This is a genomic window from Nocardia ignorata NBRC 108230 (genome assembly GCF_001612905.1).
In the GTDB taxonomy this organism is placed as follows: domain Bacteria; phylum Actinomycetota; class Actinomycetes; order Mycobacteriales; family Mycobacteriaceae; genus Nocardia; species Nocardia ignorata.
This window is the reverse complement of sequence record NZ_BDBI01000002.1, coordinates 263,403-283,333: the sequence shown is the minus strand read 5'-3', so window position 1 is coordinate 283,333 and position 19,931 is coordinate 263,403. Positions and strand designations below refer to the sequence as shown.

Here is a 19,931-nt window from a genome sequence, read left to right as displayed (position 1 = left end):
AGGGTCGGTCGGGAGTTTGCCGAATTCCCTGTACCGGCAAAGGGATTTACTACTACGCTTCGTCGTAGACATTCCGGCGGAGGGGAAAACGATGGACAAGACAACGTGCTGCATCGTCGGCGGCGGACCGGCCGGGATGATGGCGGGCCTGCTGCTCGCACGGGCGGGCGTCGAGGTCACCGTGCTGGAAAAGCATCCCGACTTCCTTCGCGACTTCCGCGGCGACACCGTCCATCCGTCGACGATTCGGCTGCTCGACCAGCTCGGACTCGGCGCCGAATTCGCCCGTCTCCCCCAGTCCGCGCTGACCACCCTGCGCGTCTACGCGGGCGACCGCATGGTGGTCGCCGCCGACTTCACCAGGGTCCCCGGCCGCTACCGGCACGTCGCGATGGTCCCGCAGTGGGATTTCCTCGACCTGATGGCCGGAGCCGCCGCTGCCGAACCCGGGTTCACCCTGCGGATGCGCTCGACCGTCACCGGGCTCGTCCAGGAGTCCGGCACGGTCGTCGGCGTGCATTACCTCGACGCGACGGGCGATACGCACACGCTGCGCGCCGACCTCGTCATCGCCTGTGACGGACGAGATTCCGTGGCACGAGAGTCGGCGGGCCTACTTCAGCGAAGCGAGGACGTGCCGATGGACATGTGGTTCTTCCGCATCCCCAAAGCCGTCGACGACAGTGCGAGCGGCGCCGTACAGACCCGTTTCACCAGCGGAAACTCGGCGGTGGCGATCGATCGCGGCGACTATTACCAAACCGGATACATCATCGAGAAGGGTTGCGACGCAAAGCTGCGCGCCGAGCACGACGTGCAGTGGCTGCGGGATCGGATCGGCGAACTGTTCGACTGGCCGAGCGAGGCGCTGGCACACATCCGGTCCTGGGACGACGTCAAGTTGCTCGAGGTGACCGTCGGGATGCTCGAACGCTGGTACGTGCCCGGCCTGCTGTGCATCGGCGACGCCGCGCACACCATGTCACCGGTCGGCGGTGTGGGCGTGAACCTCGCCATCCAGGACGCCGTCGCCGCCGCCCGCCTCCTCGCGCGCCCCCTGCTCGACGGCACCGTCACCACCGCCGACCTCGACAAGGTGCAGCGCAGGCGGATGCTGCCCGCGACCTTCACCCAGCGCTCGCAGCGTGGCGAACACGAGCTGCTGATCGCCCCCGCCCTGCGCGGCGACCTCGACGCCGCACCGCTGCCGCTGCGCGTGGTCGACGCGATGCCCGCGCTCGCCGGGCTCACCGCGTACTTGGGCGGTATCGGACTTCGGCCGGAGCACGCACCCGACTTCGCCCGGCGTCCACCGGTCGGTGCGGACCCTCTGAATCCAGCTCACTGAACTGTGGATTCGTACGCCGATCGCGATTGTTGGTTGTGGTCTTGCCCGACGCCCGAGTCGCGACGGCGGAACCATCCGGCGAGAACTTTCCGAAAAGCTGATCAGCGGCTAAGTTTGCCGCGATGACCGGGCGTGCGTGGCCCGGTGCGGGCAGCAGGAGGATGGCGCGATGAGGTTCGGCAAGATGTTCGGCGCGGCGGTGCTGGCAGTGGGAGTCGGTGTCGCGGGAGTCGGGATCGGACACGCCGAGCCGGCGCCCGCCCCGGAACCGCTCGGCCTGCGTGGGGTCGACAAAGGCGTGAACTACGAGGTCAGCGCGACCGACGATCGGCGCGCGGTGGTCACCAGCATCGACACCGGCCGCTTCGAGCTCGTCCATGACGCGAAAGTCGTTGCGATCACCGATGATTCAGGCGCGGTAGTGGCAGCGCTGCCGATGGTCGTGCGGGTCGGCGAGCATGCGGTGCCGCTCACTCCGAGCATCGACGCCGAAGGTTCCCGACTCACCCTCACCCCGGTCGGCGAATCCGAGACCCCGGTCCGCGACATCAGCGCGCAGGAGCGGTTCTTCGCCGAAACCCAACGGCTGCAGCCGCAGATCATCCAGGGCGCGGCGATCGGTGCTGCCATCGGATTCGTGCTCGGCTTCCCCCTCGGGCTGTTCGTCCTCGACTTCATCACGGTGCCCGTGGCGACCGTCGCCGGTGCCGCCATCGGTGCGCTCGCGGGGTACGCCATGGCCGGTGGTCAGCCGGCCATCGATACCGCGATCGCGTACGTCACCGGGGCACCCTGAATCTGCACCCACGATCCCGCGTCATATCGAGGTAAGACGCGGGATCGGTAGCGCTCACCCCGTTTCGGGCGCCGACCGCATCAACGCTGACGTGCGCGATATGCGGCGACTGCGTTGCGATTGCCGCAGGTGGTGCTGCAGTAGCGCTTCGAGCGGTTGCGGGACAGGTCGAGGACCAGGCCTGCACAGTCGTCGTCGGCGCAGATCGAGAGGCGGCTCAGGTCGTCGGCGCGGATGACATCGATCATCGCCATGGCGGTTTCCACCGCGATGCGCACCGGGAGCGCGGCCTCGGCGGGGACGGCGTGCACGTGGTAGTCGACGCTGCCGTGGCGGACCAGCTGCGGCACGGCGCGGTGCTCGCGCAGGATCTCGTTCACCAGCGCGACGGCGGTGTCGCGGTCGCTGGTCAGCAACCGGCGTAGCGGGCCACGCAGAGCGCGTACCTCGAAGAGTTCCGCCGCGTCGCTCCGGTGCGCGCCCGTGTAGTCGTGCCGGACGAAGAACTCGTCGAGCTGGGCGATCTCGGTGAGCGTGTCCGGCTCGACGGCGGAATTCACCAGCTCCACAGCCGACAGCAGCGCCGCCTCGGTGTCATGAGCAAAAACCATGTTGACAGATTACGCCATGGTTTCTACCGTCATTAGTCATGGAGACTTTGACCCATGACGCGGCGGCCCGGCGGCTGCGCACCGGCTTGCTCTTCGCCCTCGCCTCGGCCACGTCGTTCGGGCTCTCCGGACCGCTCGCGCGTGGGTTGATGAACGCGGGCTGGAGCGCGGCCGCGGTGGTCGCCGTGCGGGTGCTGCTCGCAGGCGTCGTGTTGTTGCCGCTGGCCTGGCCACATCTGCGCGACAACCGGAAGCTGTTGCGCGACAACGCGAAACTCATCGTCGCCTACGGTTTGGTCGCCGTAGCGGGCACTCAGCTCGCCTATTTCAACGCGGTCGCGCGCATGGAGGTCGGCACCGCGTTGCTCATCGAATTCGCGGCGCCGATCGCGGTGGTCGGCTGGTTGTGGGTGCGGCACCGGCAGCGCCCCGGCGCGGCGACCGTCGCCGGTGCGATTCTCGGTATCACCGGCCTGATGCTGGTGCTCGACGTGGTCTCCGGCGTCTCCACCGACCCCGTCGGCATCATCTGGGCCCTCGGCTCGATGGTCGGCGCGGCAACCTATTTCGTGCTCTCCGACCAGGGCAGCGACCTGCCCGGCACCGTCCTCGCCGCAGGCGGTCTCCTCATCGGCGGCGTGGTCCTGCTCGCGGCCGGAACCATCGGCATCGTCCCCCTGCGCGCCACCACGAACCCCGTGGTCTTCGACGATTTCACCACCCCCTGGTGGCTGCCCATCCTCCTCATCGGCATCGTCACCGCCGCCATCTCCTACGTCACCGGCATCGCCGCCACCCGCCGCCTCGGCTCCCGCCTCGCCTCCTTCGTAGCCCTCACCGAAGTCCTGGCCGCCCTGGTCTTCGCCTGGCTCCTCCTCGGCGAAGCCCCCGGCCCCATCCAACTCCTCGGCGGCGCCTTGATCCTCCTGGGCGTCATCGCCGTCCGCCTCGGCGAACCCGCCGTCACCACTCTCGGCGACCCCGAATCCCCCACTGCCGAACCCCGACTCGACCGGACATGAGTCCCGTCCTCGGTCGTCCGAGGACACGCGGCGCCCGCGTCCTCGCTGCTCGGCCGCGGCAGCAAGCAGGCCGCGGGCAGGTTGCTCGAACTCCCTCTCTCACCAGCGATAGTCGAGGAACTTGCCGTCCAGGGTGATGACGACACGGTCGCCGTCGGGGTGGGGGCGGCGAGCGATGTCGATGTTGAAGTTGATGGCGCTCATGATGCCGTCGCCGAACTCCTCGTGGATGAGTGCTTTGAGCGCCGGACCGTAGACCGAGACCGCCTCGACCAGGCGGTAGATCGTGGGGTCGGACAGTTGCGCCGGGTCGGCACCGCGGGACGGTTGCAGGCGCAAACTTTCGGCGACGTTGTCGTCGAGGTCGAGCAGCGCGCAGACGGCGGCCGCCTGCTCCTCGGTCATCGGGTGCTGGCCGAGCAGGGCCGCGGTCGTCCAGACCAGTGGTGCGCCGATCGACTCCGCGATGCTCGCCCACGTGATGCCCTTGCGGAGGCGGGCGGCGACGATCAGATCGGCGGCGGCGGACTTGGGCAGGATCGGTTGCATGCGGGCTCCTCGATTCGGGGTCGCCGCCAGCCTCCCATCGGGAGACGGCTATCCACCATAGTGGAATACCACTATTTACGTGGGGGCAACCTGCCGTGATCGGCAGGCAACCTCCACGGCGAAAACTGCTGCGCGAGAGGCACTATGAAGGGGTTTCGATGTCCTATCTCAAACCGGCGGACTTCGTCGAGAAGATGATCGACGCGGGCGAAGCCAAAGCGTTCATGTCCACCCGCGACACGGTGATCCGCGCCTACATGGCCGGTGCGATCCTCGCCCTCGCCGCCGCCTTCGCGGTGACCATCACCGTGAACACCGGGGAGCCGCTGCTCGGCGCCGTCCTGTTCCCGGTCGGTTTCTGCATGCTGTACTTGCTCGGATTCGATCTGCTCACCGGAGTTTTCACGCTGGTACCGCTGGCGCTGATCGACAAGCGGCGCGGAGTCACGGTGCGGTCGATGTTGCGGAACTGGGGGCTGGTCTTCGTCGGCAACTTCGCCGGCGCGTTCACGGTGGCCGTGATGATGGCGATCATCCTGACCATGGGATTCTCCGTCGACCCGAGCGTGGTCGGCGAAAAGCTCGGCGACATCGGCGAATCAAGGACTGTGGGCTACGCCGACCACGGCGCCGCGGGCATGCTCACGCTGTTCATCCGCGCTGTGTTGTGCAACTGGATGGTTTCCACCGGCGTGGTCGCCGCGATGATGTCGACCTCGGTGTCGGGCAAGGTGATCGCGATGTGGATGCCCATCATGCTGTTCTTCTACATGGGCTTCGAACACTCCATCGTCAACATGTTCCTCTTCCCCTCCGGCCTGCTCCTCGGCGGCGACTTCTCGATCGGCGACTACCTGATCTGGAACGAAATCCCCACGGTGGTGGGCAACCTGGTCGGCGGCCTCACCTTCGTCGGCCTCACCCTCTACGCCACCCACGCCCGCACCGCCCCACCCCGCCGACCCGAACCCACTGTGGTGGAGTGATTCTCAGTCAGGAGGCGGGTACCAGTGTTTTAGAAAGCCCCGACTTCGCCCTGCCGGATAAGGGCTGTCATAGAACAAGCCGCAATTGGCTGCGATTCCGACATGCATTTCTGCCTTTCGTAGCGAGAAGAAGTCGGCAACGCGCCGATCTACCACGCAACGACGCTCGTTGCGGCACGCTCAGATGGTGAAGAAAGAAGCCGAGGCACCACGCTGTGCCGAATGCGGTGGCCCGATGACTCGGATCGTTTACGGCATGCCCGCTCCTCCACTGCAAGAAGCCGCCCAACGCGGCGAGGTCATGCTGGGCGGCTGCGTTGTCAGTGATTTCTCGCCGAGGTGGGGCTGCGAACCCTGCACGGCACTGCAGGTGGAGAACGAACAGCGCGAAATATTGGAGCGGATCTTCGACCAGAACTGCAAACGAGGAGCATCGGCAGACGACGGTCCCGCTATTCTGGATTGATCCCCATGCGGTGCGATCCAGGCGGTGAAGGTGCACGATCCGATGGCAGAGGTCGAGCGGGCGCTGGCCGCGCGGGTGGGGTGGAATCGGGTCGATGACCATCTGATCTACGCCTGCGAGATGCTCTCGCGGCGATCCGATCCGAGCTACCTTCCGGAAGGCCAGACACGCTCCGTCAGCCATACTGACCACCTACGATCGCCAGAAACCTAAGGAACGACGTTGATGTAGTCGAGCCCCGCGGTGCGGACCGCACGGAAGTGGTGGTCGGCCGATGCTATATCCCGGACTTGTAGGCGCTCGGCGACGGCGATCAGTGAGGCATCGGCGGCGCCGAGTGGGAAGCTGGCGAACTGCTTCATCAGCTCGACGATGCGGGTCGCGTCGGCGGGCTCGAACTCCTCACAGAACACACCATCACGCACCGTCTCCATGAACTGGATCTCGGCATGCGCACCAGCAAGCATATTTCTGCAGCAAGTAGGTCACCTCAGCAACGATGTAGGGCGTCACAATGAAGGTGTCGGTCCGCGAGGATAGGTAGTCTTTCATTTCGGCGTGACGCTTGTCCTTGCGATTCATCACCGCGACAAGCACATTCGCGTCAACTATCAGGGTCACTGCGAATCGAACAATTCGTCGTCCATACGCTCGCTGAGGTCTTCCGGTCCGTCGAAGGTCGGCAGCGCCGCAAGCCGGTCAGGCGTGCTGGACTTGACCAGGCGCAGCAATGCCTCGCGAGCCGCCGGGGCGGTCTCGGGTCGTAGCTGCTCGACCAACCGATGTAGCTCGGGGTAGTGGTCATAGGCCGCGGTCATGAGTCAACGATACCGAACCACGGCGGCCACTGAACGACGAACGCCCCGCTCCTCGAAAGGAGCGGGGCGTTCGGTTACTGCTTAGCGGTAGTCGCTGAAGCCGTAGTCGTCCAGCGGCACCGCGGCACCGGTGGAGGAGCCGAAGCTGTCCGGCGAGTAGTAGGTGTCGTCGTAGGACGGCACCGCGTACGCGGCGGCACGGGCTTCTTCGGTCGGCTGCACCTGGATGTTGCGGTAACGGTTGATACCGGTACCGGCCGGGATGAGCTTACCGATGATCACGTTCTCCTTCAGGCCGATCAGCTTGTCGGAGCGGCAGTTGATGGCCGCGTCCGTCAGCACTCGGGTGGTCTCCTGGAAGGAGGCCGCCGACAGCCACGAATCGGTGGCCAGCGACGCCTTGGTGATACCCATCAGCACCGGACGGCCGGAGGCGGGCTCGCCACCCTCGGCGACCACGCGACGGTTCGAGGCCTCGAACTCGGCACGCTCGGTGAGCGAGCCGGGCAGGAACTCCGTGGCACCCGAATCGATGATCGTCACGCGACGCAGCATCTGGCGCACGATGACCTCGATGTGCTTGTCGTGGATCGACACACCCTGCGAGCGGTAGACCTCCTGGACCTCGTGGACCAGGTGGACCTGCACCTGACGGGGACCCATCACGCGCAGCACCTCGTGCGGATCGGCAGCGCCCTCGAGCAGCTGCTGACCCACCTCCACGTGGTCACCGTCGGCCAGCAGACGCTCGGAGCCGTCGTCGTGCTTGAACACCCGCAGACGCTGACGCTTCGAGAGCTTGTCGTAGACGACTTCCTCCGACCCGTCATCAGGGATGATCGTGATCTTGTAGAAGCGGTCGTCGTCCTCGAGACGCACCCGGCCCGAGACCTCCGCGATCGGCGCCTTGCCCTTGGGGACACGGGCCTCGAAGAGCTCCTGAACACGCGGCAGACCACCGGTGATGTCGTCGCCTGCGACGCCACCCTGGTGGAAGGTACGCATGGTCAGCTGGGTACCGGGCTCACCGATGGACTGGGCGGCGACGATGCCGACGGCCTCGCCGATGTCGACCAGCTTGCCGGTGGCCATCGAACGGCCGTAGCAGGTGGCGCAGACGCCGGTGCCGGTGGTGCAGGTCAGCACGGAGCGGACCTTCACCTCGGTGATACCGGCCTCGAGCAGCGCCTCGAGCGCGGGGTCGCCGAGGTCGGCACCCTTCGCCACGATGACGTTGCCGCTCGCGTCGACCGCATCCTGCGCCAGGGTGCGGGCGAAGGTCGAGGTCTCCACGTGCGCGTCACGGATGATCGTGCCGTCGGCCTGCTTCTCCGCGATCGGCACCACGATGCCGCGCTCGGTGCCACAGTCGTGCTCGCGCACGATGACGTCCTGAGAGACGTCCACCAGACGACGGGTCAGGTAACCCGAGTCGGCGGTACGAAGCGCGGTGTCGGCCAGACCCTTACGAGCACCGTGGGTGTTGATGAAGTACTCGAGCACGGTCAGGCCCTCACGGAACGAGGACTTGATCGGGCGCGGGATGAACTCACCCTTCGGGTTCGTCACCAGGCCCTTCATACCGGCGAGGGTACGGGTCTGGGTGAAGTTACCCGTGGCACCCGAGTCGACGATCGTGATGATCGGGTTGTCGGCCGGGTAGTGGGTGCGCAGCGCCGCACCGACCTCTTCGGTCGCTTCCTGCCAGATCTTGACCAGGGCGTTGTTGCGCTCCTGGTGATCGAGAGCACCACGCTGGTACTTCTTCTCGATCTGGTCGGCCATGCCCTCGTAGCGCTCCATGATGTCGGCCTTCTCCGGCGGAACGAGCACGTCCGACATGGAGACGGTGACACCCGAACGCGTGGCCCAGTAGAAGCCCGCGTCCTTGAGCTTGTCGACGGTCTGGGCGACGACGATCATCGGGTAGCGCTCGGCCAGATCGTTGATGATCGTGGCCTGACGCTTCTTCGGCATCGGCTCGTTGATGAACGCGTAGTCCGCCGGGAGCAGCTCGTTGAAGATCACGCGACCGAGCGTGGTCTCGGCGAGCCAGGCATCGCCACGGTGCCACCCCTCGGGGAACAGCTCCGCCTCGATCTCCTTCGGCGGGCGCTGCTCGGTGAGCCGCACCTTGATCATCGAACGCACGGTGAGCTCACCGCGGTCGACGGCCATCTGCGCCTCGGCGGGCGAGGAGTACACGCCGAACTCCGGGGTGTCCTTGCCGCCGGCCCGGTAGGTGCCGACACCGTTCTCGTCGAGACGAGTCAGGTAGAACAGGCCGGTCACCATGTCCAGACGCGGCATCGCCAGCGGGCGACCCGACGCCGGGGACAGGATGTTGTTCGACGACAGCATCAGGATGCGCGCCTCGGCCTGCGCCTCCGCCGACAGCGGAAGGTGCACGGCCATCTGGTCACCGTCGAAGTCGGCGTTGAACGCCTCACACACCAGCGGGTGCAGCTGGATGGCCTTGCCTTCCACCAGCTGCGGCTCGAAGGCCTGGATACCGAGGCGGTGCAGGGTGGGCGCACGGTTCAGCATCACCGGGTGCTCGGCGATGACCTCTTCGAGGACATCCCACACCTGGGGACGCTGACGCTCGACCATCCGCTTGGCGGACTTGATGTTCTGCGCGTGGTTGAGATCCACCAGACGCTTCATGACGAACGGCTTGAACAGTTCGAGCGCCATCAGCTTCGGCAGACCACACTGGTGCAGCTTCAGCTGCGGACCGACCACGATGACCGAACGGCCCGAGTAGTCGACACGCTTACCGAGCAGGTTCTGACGGAAACGACCCTGCTTGCCCTTGAGCAGATCGCTCAGCGACTTCAGCGGGCGGTTACCCGGACCGGTGACCGGGCGACCACGACGACCGTTGTCGAACAGCGCGTCGACGGACTCCTGCAGCATCCGCTTCTCGTTGTTGACGATGATCTCGGGCGCACCCAGATCGATCAGTCGCTTGAGGCGGTTGTTGCGGTTGATCACGCGGCGGTACAGGTCGTTCAGGTCGGAGGTGGCGAAACGGCCACCGTCGAGCTGAACCATCGGGCGCAGCTCCGGCGGGATCACCGGAACGGCGTCGAGCACCATGCCCATGGGCGAGTTGCCGTTGGCCTGGAAGGCCGCGACGACCTTGAGGCGCTTGAGCGCGCGCAGCTTCTTCTGGCCCTTACCGCTGCGGATGGTCTCGCGCAGCGACTCGGCCTCGGCGTCGATGTCGAAGTTCTCCATCAGCTTCTGGATGGACTCCGCACCCATGGCACCGGTGAAGTACTCGCCGTAGCGGTCGACGAGCTCGCGGTAGAGCACCTCGTCGACGATGAGCTGCTTGACCGACAGCTTGGTGAAGGTGGTCCAGATCTCGTCGAGACGATCCAGCTCACGCTGGGCACGGTCGCGCAGCTGACGCATTTCGCGCTCGCCGCCGTCCTTGACCTTGCGGCGCACGTCGGACTTGGCGCCCTCGGCCTCCAGCTCGGCCAGGTCGGCCTCGAGCTTCTGCGCGCGGGCCTCGAGATCGGCGTCGCGCTGATCGGCGACAGCCTTCTTCTCGACCTCCATCTCGGCCTCGAGGGTGCTGAGCTCGTTGTGGCGCAGCTCCTCGTCGACACCGACGATGACGTAGGCGGCGAAGTAGATGATCTTCTCGAGATCCTTCGGCGCCAGATCCAGCAGGTAGCCCAAGCGCGACGGAACGCCCTTGAAGTACCAGATGTGGGTGACCGGTGCGGCCAGCTCGATGTGGCCCATGCGCTCACGACGCACCTTGGCGCGAGTCACCTCGACGCCACAGCGCTCACAGATGATGCCCTTGAAGCGGACGCGCTTGTACTTGCCGCAGTAGCACTCCCAGTCCCGGGTGGGGCCGAAGATCTTCTCGCAGAAGAGCCCGTCCTTCTCCGGCTTGAGCGTGCGGTAGTTGATGGTCTCCGGCTTCTTGACCTCGCCGTAGGACCAGTTGCGAATGTCTTCGGCAGAGGCCAGGCCGATCCGGAGTTCATCGAAGAAGTTGACGTCTAGCACGTAACTTCCTTTCCCCTGTTCGGGTCGAATTCGAGCAAAAGTTCACTAGTTGTCGAGCGCGGTGCGCGATGCGGGCGTCTTTTCCGGAGACACCCGCACCGCGCTTACCACCTAGTTCGCCAAATCGTCGACAGTGGCCGCTTCGTTCCTGGACAGGTTGATGCCCAGGTTCGCCGCGGCGCGCTCCAGATCCTCGTCGTCACCGTCACGCATCTCGATCGCGGCGCCGTCCGAAGACAGGACCTCCACGTTGAGGCACAGCGACTGGAGTTCCTTGAGGAGCACCTTGAACGACTCCGGAATGCCCGGCTCCGGAATGTTCTCGCCCTTGACGATGGCCTCGTAGACCTTCACGCGGCCGACCACGTCGTCGGACTTGATGGTCAGGAGCTCCTGCAGCGTGTACGCCGCACCGTAGGCCTGCATGGCCCAGCACTCCATCTCACCGAAACGCTGACCACCGAACTGGGCCTTACCACCCAGCGGCTGCTGCGTGATCATCGAGTACGGACCGGTCGAACGCGCGTGGATCTTGTCGTCGACCAGGTGGTGCAGCTTCAGGATGTACATGTAACCGACCGCGACCGGGTACGGGAACGGCTCGCCGGAACGACCGTCGAACAGGGTCGCCTTGCCGTCGGCGTCGACCATCCGCTCACCGTCACGGTTGGGCAGCGTCGAGCCGAGCAGACCGGTGAGCTCGTTGTCCTTCGCGCCGTCGAAGACGGGCGTCGCGATGTTCGAGTCGGCCGGTGCGGCCAGCATCTCCTCGGGCAGCGTGGCCGCCCACTCGGGACGAGTGCCGTCCGAGGCCACATCGATGTTCCAGCCGGCCTTACCGATCCACCCGAGATGGGTTTCCAGGATCTGGCCGATGTTCATACGACGCGGCACACCGTGGGTGTTCAGGATGATGTCGACCGGGGTGCCGTCGGGCATGAACGGCATGTCCTCCACGGGGAGGATCTTGCCGATGACGCCCTTGTTGCCGTGGCGGCCGGCGAGCTTGTCGCCGTCCTGGATCTTGCGCTTCTGCGCCACGTAGACACGGACCAGCTCGTTCACGCCGGGAGGCAGATCGTCGTCGTCCTCGCGCGAGAACACGCGGATGCCGATGACCTTGCCGGACTCACCGTGGGGCACCTTCAGCGAGGTGTCGCGCACTTCGCGCGCCTTCTCACCGAAGATGGCACGCAGCAGGCGCTCTTCCGGGGTGAGCTCGGTCTCGCCCTTGGGCGTGACCTTGCCGACCAGGATGTCGCCGTCGCGAACCTCGGCACCGATGCGGATGATGCCGCGCTCGTCCAGGTCGGCCAGCACCTCGTCGGAGACGTTCGGGATGTCCCGGGTGATCTCCTCGGCGCCCAGCTTGGTGTCGCGGGCGTCGATCTCGTGCTCTTCGATGTGGATCGAGGTGAGAACGTCCTCTTCCACGAGGCGCTGCGACAGGATGATCGCGTCCTCGTAGTTGTGGCCTTCCCACGGCATGATCGCGACGAGCAGGTTCTTGCCCAGCGCCATCTCACCGTTCTCGGTGCAGGGACCGTCGGCCAGCACCTGACCGGCCTCGACCCGCTGACCCTCGTCCACGATCGGACGCTGGTTGGAGCAGGTGCCCTGGTTGGAGCGGTTGAACTTGCGCATCCGGTAGGACTTGCGGCTGCCGTCGTCGGCCATCACGGTGACGTAGTCGGCCGAGACCTCCTCGACCACACCCGACTTCTCGTTCACCACGACATCGCCTGCGTCGACCGCGGCGCGCAGCTCCATACCGGTGCCCACGATGGGAGCCTCGGAACGGATCAGCGGCACGGCCTGACGCTGCATGTTCGCACCCATGAGGGCACGGTTGGCGTCGTCGTGCTCGAGGAACGGGATCATGGCCGTCGCGACCGACACCATCTGGCGCGGCGAGATGTCCATGTAGTCGACCTGCGACGGCGAGACGAACTCGACCTCTTCACCGGCGCGCCGCACGAGGACCTTCTCCTCGATGAAGCGACCCTCGGCGTCGACCGGCGAGTTGGCCTGCGCGCGGACGTAACGGTCTTCCTCGTCGGCCGTGAGGTACTTGACCTCGTCGGTGACCTTGCCGTCGACGACCTTGCGGTACGGCGTCTCGATGAAGCCGAACGGGTTGACCCGCGCGTACACCGACAGCGAACCGATCAGGCCGATGTTCGGGCCTTCCGGGGTCTCGATCGGGCACATGCGGCCGTAGTGCGACGGGTGGACGTCACGAACTTCCAGACCGGCACGCTCACGGGACAGACCACCCGGGCCCAGCGCCGACAGGCGGCGCTTGTGGGTGAGACCCGACAGCGGGTTGTTCTGGTCCATGAACTGCGACAGCTGGGAGGTTCCGAAGAACTCCTTGATCGCCGCGACCACGGGACGGATGTTGATCAGGGTCTGCGGCGTGATCGCCTCGACGTCCTGAGTCGTCATCCGCTCGCGGACCACGCGCTCCATGCGGGACAGGCCCACGCGGATCTGGTTCTGGATCAGCTCGCCGACGGTGCGCAGACGACGGTTACCGAAGTGGTCGATGTCGTCGATCTCGACGGGGACCTCTTCGCCGCCGGGGGCGGTCATCGAGCGGTCACCGGCGTGCAGACGCACCAGGTACTCGATGGTGTCGACGATGTCTTCCTTGGTGAGCACCGAGGAAGTGACCGGCTTGTCGAGGTTGATGCCGAGCTTCTTGTTGATCTTGTAGCGACCGACGCGCGCCAGGTCGTAGCGCTTCTCCTTGAAGAACAGGTTCTCCAGCAGAGTCTGCGCGGACTCCTTGGTCGGCGGCTCGCCCGGACGCAGCTTGCGGTAGATGTCGAGCAGCGCCTCGTCCTGGCCGGGCGTGCTGTCCTTCTCCAGGGTCGACATCATGATCTCGGAGAAGCCGAAACGCTCGACGATCTCCTCGGTGGTCATGCCGAGTGCCTTGAGCAGCACGGTGACCGGCTGACGGCGCTTGCGGTCGATGCGGACACCGACGGTGTCGCGCTTGTCGACGTCGAATTCCAGCCAGGCACCGCGCGACGGGATCACGCGCACGCTGTGCAGGTCCTTCTCGGTGGCCTTGTCGATGCTGTGATCGAAGTACACGCCGGGGGAACGCACGAGCTGGGAGACGACGACACGCTCGGTGCCGTTGATGATGAAGGTGCCCTTGTCGGTCATCATGGGGAAATCACCCATGAAGACGGTCTGGCTCTTGATCTCGCCGGTGTTGTTGTTGATGAACTCCGCGGTGACGAACAGAGGCGCCGCGTAGGTCATGTCCTTCTCTTTGCACTCATCGATGGAGGCCTTGACCTCTTCGAAGCGCGGGTCGGAGAACGACAGGGACATCGAACCGGAGAAATCCTCGATCGGCGAGAGCTCTTCGAGCACCTCTTCGAGGCCGCCTGCGAGACCGACGTCGCCGCGTGCGGCCGCCTTCTCACGCCAGTCGGGAGAACCGACCAACCAGGCGAACGAGTCCGTTTGTAGGTCGAGAAGTCCGGGCACCTCCAAGGGCTCTCGGATCTTCGCGAACGAAACCCTCAACGGGGCTCCGGGGATACCAGCCTTGGTCTGGGTGGAGACTGCCAAGATGCGTCCTTCCAGCACCTCACGCGCGTCGCGTGGTGGTCCGCGACCGTCGCTTGTCTGCTACGAGTTCCGCTGGTTACGACCCGAACGAAACCTGAACAGGCAGCAGCGGAAGTAACACCGGAAGGTGGAACTTACGAGTGCGAATCAAGGTGTGGACAGGAGGCAGCCAGCGCAACGTCCAAACTTACACCCCTATGCAAGGGGGTGTCAACATACCATCCGAGTCATCACTCGGACGGCAAACGCGCCGAAGTCCCGGGACGCTGGCCGCGTCGGAAACTCGGGCGCCGAAGCCCCTGTAACAGCAGACGCTGTTGTGAATAGGGTGACGGTTCGCGACCGGCTCGTCAAGTGGCGCGGCGGCTCCGTGTCCGAGATCGAGATCGCCTGGCGCGCTGGGCATCCCCGCCCGAACCGCGGCCATTTTACCCGCGACGCGCCGTGTGCGCCATCCCGTAGAACGCCAGGTCAGGGCGCTTTCTGGCACAGGAACGCGAAAGGCCCCGGGCGAACCCGGGGCCTTTCGAGACGAAACTTGTCAGCCGTTGGTCTGGCCGTGCGGCATCGCTTTGAACGATTCGGTGGGGTGATCGTTGCCCCCGTAGGCGGCCATCACCTGGGTGTCGTCGGACTCGGCCAGCGACTCGCGGATGGCGGCCTGGGCCGCGGCGGGCAGGGTGTGCATGATCTCGCGCACACGGGCCTGACGGCGGTAGACAGCCTGGCGTGCGGGCATGCCCGGCTCGGCCTTCATCTGCGGGATGATGCCCTCGATCTCCTCGGCGCCACCGTGGTGGTGACCGGCGTCGACGAGCGCCTGCTCGCGCGCCATCTGCGCCTCGTCCTTCTCCTCGGACATACCGATCGGGCCGATCATGCGACCGTTGAGGAACTGCTTGACCACCGGCTCCTCGCTGGTGAGCAGCACCTCACGCGGGCCGAACATCACCAGCTGACGACGGAACAGCATGCCGATGTTGTCGGGCACGGTACGGGCCAGGTTGATGTTGTGCGTCACGATGAGGATCGTCGCGTCGATCTGGGCGTTGATGTTGAGCAGCAGCTGCGCCAGGTACGAGGTACGCACCGGGTCGAGGCCGGAGTCGGGCTCGTCGACGAGGATGATCTGCGGGTCGAGCACCAGCGCACGGGCCAGGCCGGCGCGCTTGCGCATACCACCGGAGATCTCGCCGGGCAGTTTGTTCTCGGCGCCGAGCAGACCGGTGAGCTCGAGCTTCTCCATCACGATGCGACGGATCTCGGTTTCCGACTTCTTGGTGTGCTCGCGCAGCGGGAACGCGATGTTGTCGAACAGATTCATCGAGCCGAACAGCGCGCCGTCCTGGAAGAGCACGCCGAACAGTTTGCGGATCTCGTAGAGCTCCTTGTTGGAGCAGGTGGTGATATCGGTGCCATCGATGAAGATGGACCCGCGCTCGGGCCGCAGCAGACCGATGAGCGATTTCAGGAACACCGACTTACCCGTACCCGAGGGGCCGAGCAGCGCGCTCACCTCGCCCGAAGGGAGCGTGATCGACACGTCCTGCCAAATTCGCTGTGAACCGAAGGACTTGGTTACACCCTCGGTCCTGACCTCGACGCCCACGCCTACCTCCATTGATCCTGCGAGCACCCCACCCGCTCACCGCGCGCTCACATCTCGGCGGTGCGTCACGACACTGTGGGTCCGGTCACTGTAACCCATGAGTGAGACGGGGCACACCTCTACATGACTGAAGAGTAACCCCGACCATGCGCTACAGCGCGTATCACTTTCCCATGTCCGTATATATAACAAACGGGCGGCCCCCTGAGGGACCGCCCGTTCGTCTACGCGAAGCGCTGAATTACTTGACCGAGACCTTGGCGCCGGCCTCTTCCAGCTTCGCCTTGGCAGCCTCGGCGGCGTCCTTGGCGACCTTCTCCAGGATCGGCTTCGGGGCACCCTCGACCAGGTCCTTGGCTTCCTTCAGGCCCAGGCCCGAGACGATCTCACGGACCACCTTGATGACCTGGATCTTCTTGTCGCCCGCACCCTCGAGGATGACGTCGAACTCGTCCTGCTCCTCAGCGGCCTCGGCCGGAGCAGCGGCGCCACCGGCGGCGGCGACGGCGACGGGGGCAGCAGCGGTGACCTCGAACTTCTCCTCGAACGCCTTCACGAAGCCCGAGAGCTCCAGCAGGGTCATCTCCGAGAAAACGTCGAGCAGCTCTTCGGTGGACAGCTTGGCCATGATTGTTCCTTTCGGTGGTGAATGTCTTGGTGCGCGGGCGGTAACACCCGTGCGGGGGTATTACTCGGCAGCGCCTTCGGCCTGCTTCTTCTCCTGCAGCGCGGCGGCCAGACGGGCCACCTGACCGGCAGGAGCCGAGAACAGCCCGGCAGCCTTGGACATGTTGCCCTTCATCGCGCCGGCCAGCTTGGCCAGCAGGACCTCACGGCTCTCCAGGTCGGCGATCTTCTCGACCTCGGACACGGACAGCGCAGCGCCGTCCATGTAGCCGCCCTTGATGATGAGCGCCTTGTTCTCCTTGGCGAAGGTCTTGATGGCCTTCGCGGCGTCGACCGGCTCACCCTGGATGAAGGTGATGGCGGTCGGTCCGACGAACAAGTCGTCAAGGCCCTCGATGCCCGCTTCCGCGGCCGCACGCTTGACCAGGGTGTTCTTGGCGACGGAGTACGTGGCACCGGCGCCCAGCGCGCGACGCAGCTCGGTGAGCTTGCCGACCGACAGGCCACGGTATTCCGTGACGACAGTGGCCGTGGAGTTCTTGAACTGCTCCGCGATCTCCGCGACAGCGGTGACCTTTTCAGGCTTCGCCATACTTCGCCTCCTCTCTGATGTCGGTTCGTGAACGCGCACTACCGAATCAGGGGCCGGCGACAAAACTAACGCCCCGGACGCAAGGCGTACCGGGGCGCGAAAGAATAGAATTCCTCTGCCTCAGCTCTCCCTGCGTGGGCCGCCGGCAATGTCGCCGGACCTTCGATCGAATACCGCGCGAGCGGCATCGACGACCAACGGTCTTCGGTAGAACGAATGGGTAGTCATCGAACAGGTCGACGACCGGATTCCACTGTACCTGCACCCACCCTCATCTGCCAAAACGGGTCGGCAGTGCCCGGAACGCCCGAATATCTTGTGATCCAGGCCACTTCGGTTCCTACATTGTGGTAGCAATCGCACCTGAAAGGTGTTACGCAGGGTGACAGTAACCTGGTTCACTCCTGGCCTATGACAACCTCCGTAGTCGCTCCACCAGTGTTGCTGGACCGGCGTTCCCGGCGATTCCTCGCACTCGCCGTGATCTGTCTGGCCGAACTGCTGGTCGTCCTCGACAACACCATCGTCAACGTCGCTCTCCCCTCCATCGGCGTCCAGCTCGCCACCGGCGTCTCCGGCCTGCAGTGGGTCGTCGATGCCTACACCCTCACCTTCGCCGGACTACTGCTCGCCGCGGGCAATCTCGGTGACCGGTACGGCCGCAGGCGGATCATGACGATCGGCCTGGTCGGCATCGCCGTCATGTCGGTCGGCGGCGCTTTCGCCGAGTCGATGACCCAGGTCATCGCGGCCCGCGCGGCGATGGGCGTCTTCGCCGCCGCCGTCTTCCCCGCCACCCTCGCCCTGATCATCAACATCTTCACCGACCGAAGAGAACGCGCGCTCGCCATCGCCGCCTGGACCGCGATGGCGGGCTTCGCCATCGCCATCGGCCCGATCTCGGGCGGGTGGCTGCTCGAGCACTTCAGCTGGCACTCGGTGTTCTGGATCAATGTGCCGGTGGCACTGGCCGCATTGATCGCGACGCTGATCTGGGTGCCGGAATCGCGAGCCGACCAGGTCGGCAAGCTGGATCTACCCGGGATCGGACTCTCGATCGCCGGCATCACGCTGGTGGTGTGGGCGATCATCGAGGCACCGCACAACGGCTGGCTTTCGCTCACCACCCTCTGCACCGCCACACTCGGCGCGCTCCTGCTCGCCGCCTTCGTGATCTGGGAATTGCGCACGCCCGCACCGATTCTCGACATGCGCCTGTTCCGCAATCGACGATTCTCGTTGCCCGCCTTGGCCATTGCCATCGGTTACTTCTCGATGTTCGGGTTCCTGTTCCTGATCACGCAGTACTTCCAGGGCGTCCGCGAATACACGCCACTCGAATTCGGTATCGCCTCGCTGCCGTTCGCGTTCTCGGTGGCGATCGGCGCCCCCGTCGCGACCCTGCTCGCGCAACGAGTCGGCACCACGGCGGTCCTGGTGATCGGTCTGCTGCTCACCGGCCTCGGCCTCTATCTGGGCGGACAGGTCACCGTGGACAGCAGCTATCTGATCGGGGTGCTGCCGTCGATGGTGTCGATGGCACTCGGCCTCGGCATCGTGCAGGGACCGGCCACCGAATCGATCATGTCGGCGCTCCCACTGGAGGAGGCGGGCGCGGGTTCGGCGGTCAACGACACCACCCGTGAGATCGGCGGCACCCTCGGCGTCGCGGTCCTCGGCTCGATCGTCGCCTCGTACTACACCAGCCGGATCGGTGCCCGAATCGACGCCATCCCGGTCGGCATCATGAACGACAACGAGAAGAGCCTGGTCAAAGCCAGCCCCCTCAGCGTCCTCGAGCTGCGCAAACGCGAACTCGCCCCGTTCCTCGAAACTCAGCGCGAGAACCTCATCGTCGCCATGAAGACGGCAACCCTGCAGGGCGCACACGCCGCCTCCCTCGTCGCGACCGGCGCGGTCCTCGTCTGCGCGGTGATCGTGGCGATCTTCCTGCCCTGGAAACCACACAGCGGCGAGTCCGTACTGCTCGCCTGGCGCGACACCGACGACACCGAGCGCTGAAACGCCGCGAGGGTGGGAACGCAGTGCGTTCCCACCCTCGCGGTTGTTCAGGAGCTACCTGTCAGAAGCTCACGCGTCCTCGTCGAGGAGGTTGCGGGTGCGGTTCGGGTCCACCGGGATGCCCGGGCCGGTGTTGGTCGAAACCGTGATCTTCTTGACGTAGCGCCCCTTGGCGGTCGACGGCTTCACACGCAGGATCTCGTCCAGCGCGGCACCGTAGTTCTCCACCAGCTTCGAGTCGTCGAACGACGCCTTGCCGATGACGAAGTGCAGGTTGGCCTGCTTGTCGACGCGGAAGTTGATCTTGCCGCCCTTGATGTCGTTGACCGCCTTGGTCACATCGTTGGTGACGGTGCCCGTCTTCGGGTTCGGCATCAGACCACGCGGGCCGAGGACACGCGCGATGCGGCCGACCTTGGCCATCTGATCCGGGGTGGCGATCGCGGCGTCGAAGTCGAGCCAGCCGCCCTGGATCCGCTCGATCAGGTCCTCGGCGCCAACGGCGTCGGCACCGGCGGCCTCGGCCTCGGCGGCCTTCTCGCCGGCGGCGAACACGATGACGCGGGCGGTCTTACCGGTGCCGTGCGGCAGGTTGACGGTGCCACGGACCATCTGGTCGGCCTTGCGGGGATCGACGCCCAGACGGACGGCGACCTCGACGGTCGCGTCGGTCTTGGTGGTCGCGGTCTCCTTCGCCAGGCGCGCGGCGGCCAGCGGGGAGTACAGCTTGTCGCGATCGACCTTCTCAGCAGCGGCGAGATACGCCTTGCTTCGCTTTGCCATGTTTCTCTGTCCTTAATGTTCGAGTTCAGATGTGGTGTTACGGGCCTGGCCGGCCCTCCCACGTGAGCGAGTC

16 protein-coding genes are annotated in these 19,931 nt (G+C 65.5%); 6 read left to right on the top strand and 10 right to left on the bottom strand.

The annotated features are described in order from the left end of the window. Positions 1–91 precede the first annotated feature (91 nt). Together NI2_RS01785 and NI2_RS01780 are read left to right on the top strand one after the other, a co-directional pair. Positions 92–1,348: an FAD-dependent oxidoreductase gene (locus NI2_RS01785; RefSeq protein WP_067485112.1), complete on the top strand. Its 1,257-nt coding sequence runs from the start codon at positions 92–94 to the stop codon at positions 1,346–1,348. A 169-nt stretch (positions 1,349–1,517) separates the two neighbouring features. Further along, positions 1,518–2,144 (top strand): DUF8020 domain-containing protein, encoded by a 627-nt coding sequence (locus NI2_RS01780; RefSeq protein WP_067485109.1) that lies wholly within the window; start codon positions 1,518–1,520, stop codon positions 2,142–2,144. An 80-nt stretch (positions 2,145–2,224) separates the two neighbouring features. Here NI2_RS01780 and NI2_RS01775 read toward each other — a convergent pair whose 3' ends face one another. Then, positions 2,225–2,755, bottom strand: coding sequence for a CGNR zinc finger domain-containing protein (locus NI2_RS01775; RefSeq protein WP_067485104.1), 531 nt, complete (start codon positions 2,753–2,755; stop codon positions 2,225–2,227). A gap of 38 nt (positions 2,756–2,793) precedes the next feature. On the opposite strand from NI2_RS01775, the gene NI2_RS01770 reads away from it, so the two are divergent. After that, positions 2,794–3,777 (top strand): EamA family transporter, encoded by a 984-nt coding sequence (locus tag NI2_RS01770; protein WP_067485101.1) that lies wholly within the window; start codon positions 2,794–2,796, stop codon positions 3,775–3,777. A 99-nt stretch (positions 3,778–3,876) separates the two neighbouring features. On the opposite strand, the gene cynS is transcribed toward NI2_RS01770, so the two are convergent. Continuing rightward, a complete protein-coding gene (cynS, locus tag NI2_RS01765) occupies positions 3,877–4,326 on the bottom strand; it encodes a cyanase (RefSeq protein WP_067485097.1) in 450 nt (149 codons plus the stop codon). Between the two features lie 158 nt (positions 4,327–4,484). Here cynS and NI2_RS01760 point away from each other — a divergent pair, with 158 nt between their 5' ends. Together NI2_RS01760 and NI2_RS33485 are read left to right on the top strand one after the other, a co-directional pair. Continuing rightward, on the top strand, positions 4,485–5,312 hold the full coding sequence (locus tag NI2_RS01760) for a formate/nitrite transporter family protein (protein ID WP_067485094.1): 828 nt from the start codon (positions 4,485–4,487) through the stop codon (positions 5,310–5,312). Positions 5,313–5,499: 187 nt separating this feature from the next. Continuing rightward, on the top strand, positions 5,500–5,778 hold the full coding sequence (locus NI2_RS33485; RefSeq protein ID WP_133733850.1) for a hypothetical protein: 279 nt from the start codon (positions 5,500–5,502) through the stop codon (positions 5,776–5,778). 209 nt (positions 5,779–5,987) lie between these two features. Here the strand turns inward: NI2_RS33485 and NI2_RS01750 are convergent, their stop codons facing one another. From NI2_RS01750 to rplJ, 7 genes are all read right to left on the bottom strand, one after another. After that, a complete protein-coding gene (locus tag NI2_RS01750; protein WP_067485088.1) occupies positions 5,988–6,245 on the bottom strand; it encodes a PIN domain-containing protein in 258 nt (85 codons plus the stop codon). A gap of 150 nt (positions 6,246–6,395) precedes the next feature. Beyond that, on the bottom strand, positions 6,396–6,596 hold the full coding sequence (locus tag NI2_RS01745) for a hypothetical protein (protein ID WP_067485085.1): 201 nt from the start codon (positions 6,594–6,596) through the stop codon (positions 6,396–6,398). Positions 6,597–6,677: 81 nt separating this feature from the next. Beyond that, a complete protein-coding gene (locus NI2_RS01740) occupies positions 6,678–10,631 on the bottom strand; it encodes a DNA-directed RNA polymerase subunit beta' (protein ID WP_067485082.1) in 3,954 nt (1,317 codons plus the stop codon). Between the two features lie 111 nt (positions 10,632–10,742). After that, positions 10,743–14,243: a DNA-directed RNA polymerase subunit beta gene (rpoB, locus tag NI2_RS01735; protein WP_067485078.1), complete on the bottom strand. Its 3,501-nt coding sequence runs from the start codon at positions 14,241–14,243 to the stop codon at positions 10,743–10,745. Between the two features lie 523 nt (positions 14,244–14,766). Next, the gene (locus NI2_RS01730; protein ID WP_067485076.1) at positions 14,767–15,846 is read right to left on the bottom strand and encodes an ABC transporter ATP-binding protein; all 1,080 of its coding nucleotides are present in this window, start codon (positions 15,844–15,846) and stop codon (positions 14,767–14,769) included. A 229-nt stretch (positions 15,847–16,075) separates the two neighbouring features. After that, positions 16,076–16,462: a 50S ribosomal protein L7/L12 gene (rplL, locus tag NI2_RS01725; RefSeq protein ID WP_067485073.1), complete on the bottom strand. Its 387-nt coding sequence runs from the start codon at positions 16,460–16,462 to the stop codon at positions 16,076–16,078. 60 nt (positions 16,463–16,522) lie between these two features. After that, positions 16,523–17,053, bottom strand: a complete 531-nt coding sequence (rplJ, locus tag NI2_RS01720; RefSeq protein WP_067485070.1) for a 50S ribosomal protein L10 — start codon at positions 17,051–17,053, stop codon at positions 16,523–16,525. Between the two features lie 411 nt (positions 17,054–17,464). Here rplJ and NI2_RS01715 point away from each other — a divergent pair, with 411 nt between their 5' ends. Further along, positions 17,465–19,075, top strand: coding sequence for an MFS transporter (locus tag NI2_RS01715; RefSeq protein ID WP_067485067.1), 1,611 nt, complete (start codon positions 17,465–17,467; stop codon positions 19,073–19,075). A gap of 69 nt (positions 19,076–19,144) precedes the next feature. On the opposite strand, the gene rplA is transcribed toward NI2_RS01715, so the two are convergent. Next, positions 19,145–19,858, bottom strand: a complete 714-nt coding sequence (gene rplA, locus NI2_RS01710) for a 50S ribosomal protein L1 (RefSeq protein ID WP_067485065.1) — start codon at positions 19,856–19,858, stop codon at positions 19,145–19,147. Between the last annotated feature and the right edge of the window lie 73 nt (positions 19,859–19,931).

What these genes read in the sequence shown, in the direction of transcription:
- NI2_RS01785 (WP_067485112.1), top strand. Translation starts at nt 92, where the DNA reads ATGGACAAGACAACGTGCTGCATCGTCGGCGGCGGACCGGCCGGGATG.
- NI2_RS01780 (WP_067485109.1), top strand. Translation starts at nt 1,518, where the DNA reads ATGAGGTTCGGCAAGATGTTCGGCGCGGCGGTGCTGGCAGTGGGAGTC.
- NI2_RS01775 (WP_067485104.1), bottom strand. Translation starts at nt 2,755, where the DNA reads ATGGTTTTTGCTCATGACACCGAGGCGGCGCTGCTGTCGGCTGTGGAG.
- NI2_RS01770 (WP_067485101.1), top strand. Translation starts at nt 2,794, where the DNA reads ATGGAGACTTTGACCCATGACGCGGCGGCCCGGCGGCTGCGCACCGGC.
- cynS (WP_067485097.1), bottom strand. Translation starts at nt 4,326, where the DNA reads ATGCAACCGATCCTGCCCAAGTCCGCCGCCGCCGATCTGATCGTCGCC.
- NI2_RS01760 (WP_067485094.1), top strand. Translation starts at nt 4,485, where the DNA reads ATGTCCTATCTCAAACCGGCGGACTTCGTCGAGAAGATGATCGACGCG.
- NI2_RS01750 (WP_067485088.1), bottom strand. Translation starts at nt 6,245, where the DNA reads ATGCTTGCTGGTGCGCATGCCGAGATCCAGTTCATGGAGACGGTGCGT.
- NI2_RS01745 (WP_067485085.1), bottom strand. Translation starts at nt 6,596, where the DNA reads ATGACCGCGGCCTATGACCACTACCCCGAGCTACATCGGTTGGTCGAG.
- NI2_RS01730 (WP_067485076.1), bottom strand. Translation starts at nt 15,846, where the DNA reads ATGGAGGTAGGCGTGGGCGTCGAGGTCAGGACCGAGGGTGTAACCAAG.
- rplL (WP_067485073.1), bottom strand. Translation starts at nt 16,462, where the DNA reads ATGGCCAAGCTGTCCACCGAAGAGCTGCTCGACGTTTTCTCGGAGATG.
- rplJ (WP_067485070.1), bottom strand. Translation starts at nt 17,053, where the DNA reads ATGGCGAAGCCTGAAAAGGTCACCGCTGTCGCGGAGATCGCGGAGCAG.
- NI2_RS01715 (WP_067485067.1), top strand. Translation starts at nt 17,465, where the DNA reads ATGACAACCTCCGTAGTCGCTCCACCAGTGTTGCTGGACCGGCGTTCC.
- rplA (WP_067485065.1), bottom strand. Translation starts at nt 19,858, where the DNA reads ATGGCAAAGCGAAGCAAGGCGTATCTCGCCGCTGCTGAGAAGGTCGAT.